The sequence below is a fragment of the Nitrosopumilus sp. genome, from assembly GCF_025699125.1.
Classification (GTDB): domain Archaea; phylum Thermoproteota; class Nitrososphaeria; order Nitrososphaerales; family Nitrosopumilaceae; genus Nitrosopumilus.
Genome location: NZ_JAILWC010000003.1, coordinates 80,892 through 93,620 on the forward strand (window position 1 = coordinate 80,892; position 12,729 = coordinate 93,620).

At 30.7% G+C, this 12,729-nt stretch carries 14 protein-coding genes; 6 read left to right on the forward strand and 8 right to left on the reverse strand.

Annotation, left to right across the window (positions count from 1 at the left end):
• The first annotated feature begins 32 nt into the window (after positions 1-32).
• Positions 33-674 (forward strand): hypothetical protein, encoded by a 642-nt coding sequence (locus tag K5783_RS07935; protein ID WP_297473555.1) that lies wholly within the window; start codon positions 33-35, stop codon positions 672-674.
• On the opposite strand, the gene K5783_RS07940 is transcribed toward K5783_RS07935, so the two are convergent.
• The 4 genes from K5783_RS07940 to K5783_RS07955 are packed head-to-tail and all read right to left on the reverse strand — an operon-like array spanning position 671 to position 4,770.
• Entirely contained in the window at positions 671-1,900 is a 1,230-nt protein-coding gene (locus K5783_RS07940; RefSeq protein WP_297473557.1) for a cation:proton antiporter, read from the reverse strand. The two genes, K5783_RS07935 and K5783_RS07940, sit on opposite strands and share 4 nt — an antisense overlap.
• A 43-nt stretch (positions 1,901-1,943) precedes the next feature.
• Complete coding sequence (locus tag K5783_RS07945; RefSeq protein ID WP_297473558.1) at positions 1,944-3,248, reverse strand: amino acid permease; 1,305 nt, start codon at positions 3,246-3,248, stop codon at positions 1,944-1,946.
• Between the two features lie 11 nt (positions 3,249-3,259).
• On the reverse strand, positions 3,260-3,943 hold the full coding sequence (locus K5783_RS07950) for a VIT1/CCC1 transporter family protein (protein ID WP_297473560.1): 684 nt from the start codon (positions 3,941-3,943) through the stop codon (positions 3,260-3,262).
• Positions 3,940-4,770 (reverse strand): CBS domain-containing protein, encoded by an 831-nt coding sequence (locus tag K5783_RS07955; protein ID WP_297473562.1) that lies wholly within the window; start codon positions 4,768-4,770, stop codon positions 3,940-3,942. Before K5783_RS07955 ends, K5783_RS07950 begins: the two co-directional genes overlap by 4 nt.
• A 122-nt stretch (positions 4,771-4,892) precedes the next feature.
• Here K5783_RS07955 and K5783_RS07960 point away from each other — a divergent pair, with 122 nt between their 5' ends.
• Both K5783_RS07960 and K5783_RS07965 read left to right on the forward strand, forming a co-directional pair.
• Complete coding sequence (locus tag K5783_RS07960) at positions 4,893-5,315, forward strand: universal stress protein (RefSeq protein ID WP_278973754.1); 423 nt, start codon at positions 4,893-4,895, stop codon at positions 5,313-5,315.
• Positions 5,316-5,416: 101 nt separating this feature from the next.
• A complete protein-coding gene (locus K5783_RS07965) occupies positions 5,417-6,568 on the forward strand; it encodes a J domain-containing protein (RefSeq protein WP_297473565.1) in 1,152 nt (383 codons plus the stop codon).
• Positions 6,569-6,608: 40 nt separating this feature from the next.
• Here K5783_RS07965 and K5783_RS07970 read toward each other — a convergent pair whose 3' ends face one another.
• The gene (locus tag K5783_RS07970; protein ID WP_297473567.1) at positions 6,609-8,378 is read right to left on the reverse strand and encodes a cache domain-containing protein; all 1,770 of its coding nucleotides are present in this window, start codon (positions 8,376-8,378) and stop codon (positions 6,609-6,611) included.
• Positions 8,379-8,559: 181 nt separating this feature from the next.
• Between K5783_RS07970 and K5783_RS07975 the strand changes: the two genes are divergently transcribed.
• Positions 8,560-9,516, forward strand: coding sequence for a plastocyanin/azurin family copper-binding protein (locus K5783_RS07975; RefSeq protein ID WP_297473570.1), 957 nt, complete (start codon positions 8,560-8,562; stop codon positions 9,514-9,516).
• A gap of 35 nt (positions 9,517-9,551) precedes the next feature.
• On the opposite strand, the gene K5783_RS07980 is transcribed toward K5783_RS07975, so the two are convergent.
• Both K5783_RS07980 and K5783_RS07985 read right to left on the reverse strand, forming a co-directional pair.
• Positions 9,552-9,851 (reverse strand): 4Fe-4S binding protein, encoded by a 300-nt coding sequence (locus K5783_RS07980; protein ID WP_007402606.1) that lies wholly within the window; start codon positions 9,849-9,851, stop codon positions 9,552-9,554.
• 114 nt (positions 9,852-9,965) lie between these two features.
• Positions 9,966-10,568, reverse strand: coding sequence for a hypothetical protein (locus K5783_RS07985; RefSeq protein ID WP_297473572.1), 603 nt, complete (start codon positions 10,566-10,568; stop codon positions 9,966-9,968).
• A gap of 23 nt (positions 10,569-10,591) precedes the next feature.
• On the opposite strand from K5783_RS07985, the gene K5783_RS07990 reads away from it, so the two are divergent.
• Entirely contained in the window at positions 10,592-11,743 is a 1,152-nt protein-coding gene (locus K5783_RS07990) for an aminotransferase class V-fold PLP-dependent enzyme (protein ID WP_297473573.1), read from the forward strand.
• Here K5783_RS07990 and K5783_RS07995 read toward each other — a convergent pair.
• Positions 11,738-11,995 (reverse strand): Lrp/AsnC ligand binding domain-containing protein, encoded by a 258-nt coding sequence (locus K5783_RS07995; RefSeq protein ID WP_109877662.1) that lies wholly within the window; start codon positions 11,993-11,995, stop codon positions 11,738-11,740. The two genes, K5783_RS07990 and K5783_RS07995, sit on opposite strands and share 6 nt — an antisense overlap.
• A gap of 75 nt (positions 11,996-12,070) precedes the next feature.
• Between K5783_RS07995 and K5783_RS08000 the strand changes: the two genes are divergently transcribed.
• Entirely contained in the window at positions 12,071-12,712 is a 642-nt protein-coding gene (locus K5783_RS08000; protein ID WP_297473575.1) for a cyclase family protein, read from the forward strand.
• Positions 12,713-12,729 lie beyond the last annotated feature (17 nt).

A 12,729-nucleotide genomic window follows, 5' to 3' on the forward strand; every position in this document is an offset into this window, starting at 1 on the left:
GAAGGTTTTTAAAATCAGATTAATACTTTTTAGTGTTGAAAACAAAACTCTTGTTATTATTTTTGTTAATTATTCCGAGTATAACTGGAATTACATATGGACATACAATTGATTCTGTAGGTGAATATAGAGTAGAAATAGGTTGGATGAATGAACCAGTAGTTTCTGGAGAAACTAATGCAATTGAATTCTATGTTAGTCCACTAGAACCAGGATTAGAACTTAAAGATCAAGTTTTCAAAAATGGGATTACAGATTTAAAAAAATCAATTAAAATAAAATTAATTTACAAAGATGAAAGTATAACACTTCCTTTATCTCCTGATCATAACATTCCTGGAAAATACTATGCATTTATCAATCCAACTATTTCTGGATTCTATCAAGCGAATATTTTGGGAACGATTGAAGATACTCCAATCAGTTTATCAATGCATCCCCCCAAAGTTGAAGAACGTGCTTACATTGAGTTTCCTGAACCATCCGATCTCACATTAACTCAAATAATTGATGGACACACTACATTAATTGGAGATATTAATGATTTGAAAGAATCTGTTAGTTCTCTTGAAGAATCAAAACAACAAATGAATGCTGGATACATTGGTATTGGAATAGGTCTAATTGCTATTGTAATTGCTATTTCTTCTCTTGCAAAATCCAAAAAGAATTAACTAGAATTTGATATCTTATCATTTTTTTCAAAAGAACGTCTTAGTAATATTGGTCCAATAATAATCGTGCCTAATATTACAAAAATCAATGTAGAGAAAATACTTTCTGAGATAATTCCATAAGATAATCCCAATCCTACAGTAATAAATGCAATTTCACCTCTTGCAATCATTCCATATCCTATTAGTAGACCTTTGTTCTTATTTTTGAGTAGAATTATTGCTGGAATACCGGAACCTAGAATTTTTCCAAGAACAGCAATTATCAAAATTATTACAAATAAGACTAGATCCACATTCAAAATATTTGAAATGTCGATGTGTGTGCCAATTATTGCAAAGAAAAATGGTGCAAAAATAATTTGCAATCTACCAATAAATTCTTTAACTTGATTAGCTAACCTTGAACCTGCAAGCCCCATTCCTGCAGCAAAAGCTCCAACTATTGGATTAAGTCCGATACTTGCAGCAATTGCAGCTACACCAAATGCTGAACCTAATGCGGTTGCTTGTTTAGTACCACGAGATTCAAGAGAGTTAGGTCTCATAGTTGCTACAGTATGAACTATCTTGGGAAGCAAAAATACAGAACCTAAGAGAAGAACAACCCACAAAATCAATGATTCTGATATCTCAAACAATACTAACTCTACAGATGGTAATGAGTGTGCAATTACAATTGAAATAATAGATGATAAAATTGCCAATCCTAAGACATCATCAAATACTGCGGCATTAACCAAAATATTCCCTTCTTGAGTTTTTTCTTTTCCTAACTCATCCAAAATTGTTACAGCTGCTGCGATACTTGTAGCACTTAATGTTGCACCAATAACCATTGCAACTATCCAATCAATTCCAAGTAAAACAGAAATTCCATATCCTAGAATTAAAGGAATTGTAACTCCTGCTGTACCAACTATCAAAGATTGAATTCCTGCTTGTTTTAAACTAGAAAAAGGAAAATGAAGACCAGCTGAAAATAAAATTAAAATTCCTGCAATTTGCCAAAATGATAACATTAATTCATTTAACTCTACAATTGGTCTATCAGAGAATTGTATCAATCCACCTAATGCAAATGGGCTTAAAATTATTCCACCAATTACAAAACCGATTATTTCAGAAATTCCAAAATGTTTACAAATTTTTCCAAGTAATATTGAAGGAATCACTAAAATCAAAATTCCAACCAATGTTGGAATCGCATCAAATTCTGTAACCATGGTCATTAAAATTGGATTGAATTATTAAAACTAATTTTAAAAATCAGTTTTGAGATATGTTAGAAGAATCAGTCGTGGAATTTTTAGAAATTTTATAGAAAACTGCACCTATTCCAATAATTGTTAATCCCACAAGTACAACTTCGATCTCAAATTGAAATCCCATGTAAATTGAAATTCCTAATCCAAATAATGGTAAAATGGGAAATTTACCAATATTTATGGGAACTCTGAATTTTCGTTCAACATTAGGTTCTGTATAACGTAAAACAATTACTGCCAAATTTACTGCAGCAAAAGTTATGACTATTGCAAAAACTGTGATGTTTGCAACAATTACAATATCTCCAATTAATGTGAAAAGCGTTGAAACAATCAAAATCATTACAATTGCTATCCAAGGAGTTTTTGTTTTAAAATGAATTTTTCCTAACATTAAAGGAAATACTTTTTCTCTTGCCATGCCATAAAACATTCTAGATCCTGCAACAAGTGTAATCAAAACAGTATTGGTTATGGCAAAAAGAGCAATTGATGAAAGTAAGATGTGTGCTTCTGAACCTAATCCTCTTTCAGCAACTAACGATATTGGGGCAGATGAAGTTGCAAGTTCCTCCCAATTTACTACACGTACTACAGCTAAAGAAACTAGAATGTATATTATGCCAGAAATTAAAACTGATAAAATTATTGCTTTAGGAATTGTTTTTTTAGGCTTTTTTACTTCTTCAGCAATGTTTGCCATATCTTCAAATCCAATAAATGCAAAAAATATCAAAACAAATGCAATAGCAATACCCGTAAATCCTGATGGACTTTCAATATAATTTACTGGTTCTGGATTACTGAATGTAAAACCAATTATAATTATTAATATTAATCCCGAAGCTTCTATTATTGTAAAGATAGTATTTGTCCATGATGATTCTCTAATTCCTATAAAATTTACAATTGATAGAATAACTAATAATCCTATAGCAGAAATAATTATTGGAATATCTACAAATTCGGCAAAATATCCACCAAATCCTAACGCAACTGTTGCAGCAGTAATAATAGATGTGATTACTGTTAGCCATCCTATAAGAAATGCAAAAAAATTATTTTTGAAAGCATTTTTAATAAAAACATATTCTGCAGCAGCTTTTGGAAATACTGATGATAACTCTGCATAACTAAATCCTGCAAACAACGCAACAATTGAACCTAAAGCAAACGAAATCCATACAGCATCTCCTGCAATACCTGTAGCTTCTCCAATTAGGACATAGATACCAGCACCTAAAATCAAACCAACCCCATACATGGTAAGATGAAAGAGCCCCATGTGACGTTTTAATTCAGACATAATCTCAGATCCTAAGAAATCAGAAAATTTAATCCATATCCTACTATGTATGCAACACCTGCTGCAAGTCCACCAATGATTAGTGTAATAATTCCTGAACGAAGCATTGAATGTCGAACAATTTTTCCTTTGAACATACCTACTAGAAAAAATGCGGCAAGAACAAATATCGTAGAATAAATAAATGCGTCCGAGTTTGATTCAATACCCATCATTAAAAAAATCATGAATGGGAGTAATGGAATTAATCCAATTAAATTAAAACCAACAAAAGTACTCACAGAACTTTCAAGCGGATTTTTTTCATCATCAATTAATCCTAATTCCTCTTTCATCATTGTATCTATCCAAACTTTTCTTCTAGATGTGATTATTCGAACAACATCTTCCAGCAATTCATCCTTGAATCCCTTCTCTCTGTAAATTTCTCTGATTTCATCTCTTTCTTGTTCCTCCAAATTATCAATCTCCCACTCTTCTTGTCTTCTCTTCATCTGAACAAATTCATTTCTTGCTTTTGCAGCTTGATAATTTGCAGCAGCCATTGAAAATCCATCAGCAAACAAATTTGCAAATCCTAGAATTATGATAATTCCTGGGGATAATGATGCTCCAACTACTCCTGCAACTATGGCAAAAGTTGTTACTGCCCCATCAATCGAACCATAAATAAAATCATCAAAATGCCATTTCATATTGATGCAAGAGCTCTTGTTACATCAGTCTTACTAAAAATTCCTGAAATACCATCATTCCCATCAAGCACAACTAAGCCACTAACATTATTTTCTATTAGAACACCACATGCCTCTGCTAAATCTTCATTGAATTTTACAGTGATTAATCCTTTTGTCATTACATCTCTTGCTAATGATATGTTTCCAAATCCTTCCTCTGAAAGAAATCCACGTCTAATGTTTTGTGAAAGATTAAATCCAGAATAATCTTCCTCACTTCCTAACTCAATTGAAATTCTAAATAAATCTCTAAATGATATTATTCCAACTGGTTCTTCGTTTTGATTTTTAACAATAATCCTAGAAATTTTTCTCTCTAACATTTTTCTTACAACTTTATACAATGGAGAAGCTGTATGAGTAAATTCATAATCATGAGTCATAAAATCTACTACTTTCTTTTTATTTGAAAAGTTTTCTGCAACAAATTTTATGAGATCACTTTTTGTAATAATTCCTTTAACTTCACCCTCTTCTCCAATTGCCAATGAACTAATTCCTTTCTCAACCATGATTTTGGCTGCATCTTTATGATTAATCTCTTCATTTACAAATTCAATTGGTTTAATAATTTTGGTAATGGGAATATCATCTAATCCTTGAATTGAAGTTTCTGAAAATAAAAAAAACCCTATATCTTTTTCAGTAATAATTCCTACATGTTTTCCATTTTCCATAACAATTAATCTACTAATTTTTGTATTCAAAAGCATTCTAATCGCATCAGAAATTGTTGAATTTTTTAGAATTGAAATTGGTTTTCTTGCTATCTCAGTTATTGACATTCTTTTTTTTGAGAAATTTTTGTATAAAAACTAAAGTATAATTTCCAATTTTGATTATGTTTTAGAATTTCAATATTGGGAATAATGGCTCTTTTTATATTGGAGAGTTCTGAATTTGAAACATGGCTAAATTCAATAAAATTCTAGTACCTCTTGATGGTTCTGCAAACTCAATTAGAGGATTAGATAGAGCAATTGACATTGCTAAAGGTGGTAATGCTGAAATAACTGGATTCTATGTTTTTCATTTACCATTAACAGCAGGAATAAAATATACACAAAAAATGAAAGATGACGCACAGAAAAAAGCTGTCAAAGCAATTGGTCCTGCAATGAATAGAGCTCAAAAGGCTGGTGCTACATTCAAATACAAAACAGGCGGTGGTCATACCGGATCTGAAATTGTTAAATTTGCACAAAATGGAAAATTTGACATGATAGTAATTGGTGCACGAGGTGTGGGTGGTGCAAAGGAAGCATTCCTTGGAAGTACCTCGAACTATGTAATGCATAAAACAAAGATTCCTGTATTAGTAGTAAAATAGTTCATTTCTAACTTTTTCCATTTTTTCATATCATTGATATTCTGTATGTAATAACCTACAAGTATAAGAAATATGAAAAATTAATTTTGATGGTGTAAAATATGGTGGAAAATAATTATGATATTTTAGGGATTGTTGAAGGATCAACAGAAAAGGAAATTCGTGATGCATTTAGACGATTAGCTCTTCAATTTCATTCAGATCGTGGGGGAGAAAATGATCAATTTATCAAAATTAAACAGGCATACGAAGATCTCAAAATTGGTAAGAAGTATCCTGATACGGACATTGAAAAAATAAAAAATTCAAGGGTATATTCTGGTGATTCAGAAGCTGATATTAGAAGAAAAAATCAGATCTTAGGTCAAGAACTATCTAAAGAAATGAAAACTGCCGAAGAATGGGCATCTGCTTTGAACAGATCAAATATGACTGGTAGAAAATTATTTGGATCAAAAACTCTTGGAGAAATTGAACTTGAACGAAAAGCAAACGGTGCTTTATCAATCAAAGGAAATTTCATGGCTGGGAGTCTTACTTATGATGGTCCCATCATTATGCAAGGTAGTATTACAAGTCCATCATGGACACAAGAGTTTAAAACAAACATCCACCTTACTTCTGGAGATTTCAAATTTCTGGATCCTATAGAAAATAAATATCGAATTGATAATGGTGCTACAATTATTGTCGATAATGGAAATATAGTAGTTGGAAATGTTTTTGGTAGGAAATTTAGAGTAGAGGATCCTGAAGGAAAAGTTGGAGTATTTCAAATTCAAGAACACAGAACACATCTTTCAGCTCCTAAAGGAAAAATCATTGCTGAAAATCTTGTAAATACTGTATCAATTGATGCAGATTCTGTAATTGTTCTTAATGTGGAAGATGATGTGATGATATCTGCACGTGAAATATTATTTTATGGAGGAAAATTCACCTATGATTCTTTAATTGAATTAAAAAATGGTGGTTCAATACGATTTTTTGAGAATTTTTCAATTCAAGGATTAAGTGGCGATGCTATTATCAAACTTGAAAATGGCAAAAAAATTCGTTTATTTGATCTAAAAACCAAAAAAATCAGAGATTTACCTGATGAGTATGTGCCTAATAAAGAAAATTATGGAAAAGATGATACAATGGTAGGACATGGATTTACAATTACTTATGATATGTTAGATAATATCTCAAAAAAACCAACTAAAAAACAAAAAAGTTGGACATCTAAATTTAGTTTCTCAAAAAAATAATTAACTAATGCATCTAAATCACTGTAAATTTAACTAGAGATTATTTTTTTCCAAAACTATCTAATCCTTTTCTTCTAACTTCGAAAACGTTGTAATCATATTTCTGTTTTAGTTCAATGACACATAATTCAATAAAATCATATTCTGTAAGCTTTTTTACCATTTTATAGAAATTTTCACCAATTACGAAGCTGTTTCTTGAACAAAGAGAATTAATTTTGAAACAACGATTGACCGTAGGGCCAAAAATATCACTAATATTAGAAGTGGTGCTTTCAGCTACCTTTACAGAACCATATGTTACACTAATTTTGTAATCTAATTTAGGCAAGTTTTCAGCTGTAAGTTGTTTTTGTAATTCACCATGAGATTCAATCATGAATAAACAACATTCTAAAATGTTTCTCAATACTTTATCATCTTTTATATCGACATTTGAAAATCTAAACATCAAAGCATCTCCAATGTTTTTAACTACTTGACCATTGTGTTTTTGAATAATTTTTGCCATGAAATTTAGAAAGATTTCATATAACTTGGTAATATCCTGATCAGATAATTTAGATGATATTCTAGTAGAATCAGACATATCAATTACACCAACACAATCATTTTGTTCATGTTGAGAAAATTTCAACAGCATATCGCCCTCAAGCTGTTTGATAACCTCTTCTTTCTGTTTAATTTCAATTAATGATTCTTGTAGTTTTTGCGCCATGGAATCAAATGCATGAGATAATTCCCCAATTTCATCACCTGTTTTTATATTGGTTCTTACATCAAAGTTTCCACTTGAAATCTTATTTGCAGCATTTTTTAATTCAATTAATGGTCTTGAAAGAGATTTTGATATTACAAAAGCAACAATTCCCATGACTAAAGTAATTACAATTCCTGTTTCGAGAATTCTTTCTTGTAGAATTATTATTGGCTTTTCTACTTCTGCCTCATCAATTTCAACTAGTAAAACAATCCCTAAATCATTTGCACAATAAGATGACCCAAAGATTGGAACTCCTCTATAATCTGTGTAGAATCCAATATATTCTTCATCTTCATTGAAACATTTTTGAACTCCTAACGTATCCACTTTTTGTTGAAAAATTGCATTTTCAAAAAATCTAGATTCAGATAACATCAAATACTGATTATTTACAATATACACTTCTCCTGTTTCTCCTAATCCACTTTTATTTATCAAAACATTATCTATTGAGGCTGTTCTCATTCTTGAAATTATTACCCCTATTGGTTCATCACCTTTTTTACTATCATCAGCAAAAACTGGTGAAACTACAATCATTTTTTTACCAGATTCAGCTGGTTCAAATTCAATAAAAGATTCCTTCATGCCTCTTTTAAAAAATGGATTTTCACTAAAGTCTGTATCAGCATTTCCCACAAGAGAAAAGAAAATTTTTCCATTAGCACCAATTATCTTTACGTCCTCAAATCCAATTGAAAATCCAATTAATTCCTGAAATGCTTGAACTTGAATTAAGAAATCTCTACGATTATTTTCTTTTAATTCTTGAAACTCATTTTCAGAAGATTGATTCATTTGAGAAATTAAAAATTGAATCATTGGATCACTTGCAAGAATATTGTTTTGTTCTATTCTTGATTCAAAAAGTAATCTAAGCGTATCTCCACGTACTGTTGATTCTCCAAGTAATTGATCTCCTGCTCTCTGTTTTAGAATTTGATCAGCGTAATTGAAACTAAGAAATCCTGTGATTGAAAGAGCAACTACTGACACAATTAGTACCAATATGATGAGTTTTTTTCCAAGATTAAATGAGATTGGCATTTTCATTCTATTATTTTTATAAGAATATCAAGGCTTCTAAGATTCTTGTGCATTATACATGTGAATAATTCTTTGAATTGATATACACTTCTCATCTATGAAAAAAACATCAAGTATTTAATTAATGGATTAATGATTCTAAAATGTGAAGTTTCTAATTTTCTCAATAATTTTAAGTATTTTGGCCTCAACTTCCACTGTTTTTGCAGATGAATATGTAATTGATATCCCATTAGGAGCATACAATCCTGAATTAAATACTCCAGCAGAAGTATGGTATGATCCTCCGCAATTGTATGCTACAGTTGGTGATACAATTACTTGGTATAATGATGACAAGGAAGGTCATACAGTTACCAGTGGAGAAGGCTCTGGAAGATTTGGATGGATGAGCGATAACTTTGGAACTCCTAATGGAATCTTTGATAGTGGTAGATTCATGCCAGGAGAATCATGGTCTTACAAATTTGAAGAATCTGGTACCTTTTCATATTATTGTACTATCCATCCTTGGATGGAAGGTGTTCTAATCATTGAAAAAGCAATTCCAAATTACCCTCATGATGCAACCGGTACAAAAATTGAATTTCCATTACTGCAGTACACTCCAGATTTAGATGTAGAAGTTAACCTTTCATGGGATCCACCTGTGATCAAAACTCATGAAAAAATACAATTTGTATATCAATTTTATGATCCTCAAACAAATTCTAATCTTGCAGAAATGAAATACAATTTTGTTATATTCCAAAATGGAAAAGAAATTTTTCGAGATGAAGGCCTAAGTCAAATTGGTGGTGATTATAGAAATTTTGTCTTCAGCGATTCTGGTTCAATCATTATAAGAATCGAAGGAATTCACACACCATCAATATTTGCAGAAGAAAGTGTGACTGTATTTGGAAACATGGAAAGTAAAGAACAAAGATCAGTTGACTTTACAACTGCAGTATATGATAATCCAGAAAAAACCACTCATGAAACCTATCATACAAAACCTGCACAAAGATTAACAACTTATTATGAATTAATGTTGGTAATCATTTTAGTTCCCGGGATTTTGTTTATTGGAGCAATGATCTGGTTAAAGAAAAAACCACATATTCGACAAGAAAGTTCTGGTGCTGTTAAAATCTAAAATAATAAAAAGAAATTAAAAATTGTCGAATTAATCTAATCGATTAATTCAGTCCAACCTTTGACGAAGACTGAGTTCTTGTAGAGTGGAACTGGTTGTCCAACAGTAAAGTCCATTGGTCTCATCCAAAAGATTGCTTTTGTTGGGCATACACCGATGCATGCACCATCAGAAATACATCTTTCTGGGTAGAAAACAAATGCTTTACCTCTCTTCCAGCCTTCAACTGGTTTTACTCTAAGGACATCTGGACCTAATGTTGTACAGATTTCTACACATAGTGCACATCCGATACACATTTGTTCGCTGATGTCTGGAATAATTCCTACTGGCATAACAAAATAAAATCTTGTTTTGCTCTTAATATAATTTACCTAAAAATTTCGTCTTATAACGGCGTTTCATATTTTATAACGGCGTTTGAAACCTGATCGTAATGCGATCAAATCTTATTCAATTTTGAATGCTTTTGAATTAGATCCTTCCATAGTAAAAATCAGATAATTTGGATTTTTTTTAATAAAATAAACACCTGTTTTTTCTGATTTTATGATCTGTTTTCCTCCTGGTGATATAACCCATCCTAGGTTTTCTTTCTTTCTTGCCATTCCAGTGACTATTACTGATGAATTTGTTTGATTGGCAAGAGATGATAGTAACATAATACATGAATTGACAAATCTTGCAGATTCAAGATCATCAAACATATTGTATACTCCATTAAACGAATCAATTACAACTAAAAACTTCTCTTTTGAAACTTTGGAAATAATTTTAACTAACTTCTTTTCCCAGTTTTCCTTTTCTGGATGAAAAATTATTACATTATTTTTTTTCTTTATCATGCCAGATTCAACATATCCAGTATACAGTAAATCCAAATCTACGTAGATTGTTGGGATTTCAATCGAATTCATTAATCTATAAAGAAATTCTGCCTTGTGAAATGGTTCAGAACATAAAACTAAACTTGGAATATTTGACTCAAATTCATTTTTAATATGTTCAAAACTATTATCTAAAATCAGCTCAGGACTTTTATCCAACACCATTATAGAATTTTACAGATATAATAATGAATTTCATATCAAAAGATATTTCAGATGATTTTCCAGATTCAAACAAAATCTATCTAAATAATGCATCAGTATCTTTGATGCCTTCTCAAAGTATAGATGATATGAAAGAATTTCTAATATCATACAACTCTATAGGTCCTGACTCTAAGGATTCAGAACCATTTGTTGCTGAAAAACTCCAGAATGTTAGAAAGATAATTGCAAAAATCATATCATGTCAGCCTGATGAAGTAGTTCTTACTCAAAGTACAACTGATGGAATAAATTTTGTTGCAAATGGTATTTCTTTTGATGATAAATCTAACATCATCATTCGTGGTATGGGACATGAACATCATGCAAACTATTATCCGTGGTTTCAACTCAAAGACAAAATCTCAATAAAAAACCTGCCTATAGATAAAGATGGTTTTTTCAAATTACATGATTTAGAGTCTTTCATTGATGATAATACAAAACTAGTGGCACTTAGTCATGCACTCTATAATACCGGTTCAATATTGCCTGTTGAGAAAATCGGAAAAATTATTGATAATAAAATTCCATTTTTTCTTGACAGTGCACAAACTATAGGATGTATTGGTGAAATTGATGTATCTAAAATTAGATGTAATTTCATGTCCTTCAATGGTTCAAAATGGCTTTGTGGTCCAATGGGAACTGGATTATTTTATTGTAGTAGAAAGTCAAGTGAATTACTAAAACCTATGACTATTGGAGGTGAATCAGCAATAATTTACGATGAAACTAATCTTGCTTTTAAAGAACTGCCGGACAAATTTCAAACAGGTTTTAGAAATTATGTTGGAATAGTTGGTTTGGAATCATCTGTAAGATATTTGCTGAATTTTGGAATGAAAAATATTCGTGAAAAAAATCTATATCTTTCAAATCTATTCAGAGAGGAATTATCAAAAATTCCAAATATCATTTTGTATGGACCTGATGATCCAAATCATAGAACTAGTATTGTGTCTTTTAATCTCAAAGGACAGGACTCACAAGAAATAGTAGACAAACTTGAGAAACAAAATATTGTTTTAGCAGTAAGGGAAATTATGAACCAAAAAATTATCCGAGCATCCCCTCACTTTTTTAATACTGAATCTGAAATGCTTCAGACAATTGATGCAATAAAGAAATTATAGATTTTCTTGTTCTTCAATTACCATCATGGTTAATGTTGATTGAACTTTACTAATTTTTCTGACTTTGTTGGTGATAATTGTACGTAATTTTTCAGAGTCATCCGAAGTTAATTTCAAAACAATATCATATACACCATAGACTCCTTGAACCTCATATTTTACATCCTCATCTGCAAGAATTTGTTTGACTTCGGCAATTATTGATTCATCTGATCCTAAATCAGAATTTAATAGAACATATGCAGTAGGCACAGGTTGATTTTCATCAAACACTATTTAACTTTTCATAGTTGAAAAACTGATTAATTACCAACAGATAATATCGATATGAAACCTATAGATCTTACACTTACAATATCAAAATCCATTCCAAGTTTTCCTGGTTCCCCAAAACCTCAATTCATTTTATGGTCTGACATCAAAGATGATGGATATAATCTTGAATTGTTATTCCTAAGTTCTCACACTGGAACTCATATTGATGCACCATATCATTTTGTTAAAAACGGTATCAAAATCCATCAAATTCCACTTGATAGGCTAATTGGTAAAGCTATTCTAATTAAACTCAAAAAACTCAAAAATTCCCAAATAACAAAACAAGATATCATGATATTTGAAAAAAACAATGGCATAATCCCAAATCGTTCATCAGTCTTCTTTTTTACTCAATGGCAAAAAAATCTACAAAAAGAGAATTATTTTACTGAAAATCCTGGACTAGACAAATCAGCTGCAAATTATCTTATATCAAAGAAGATCAATTTAGTTGGTATAGATTCTCCAAGTATAGATCTAGGAAAAGATGAATCATTTCCTGTTCACCATATTTTCTCAAAAAACAATATTTTGATTGTAGAAAATTTAACAAATTTGAATAAAATTTCTTCTATAGAATTCAACTTTACAATTCTTCCATTAAAACTTAAAGATGCAACAGGCTCACCTGTTAGAGCATTAGCATCATAACTTTTCTCTTAATTTCG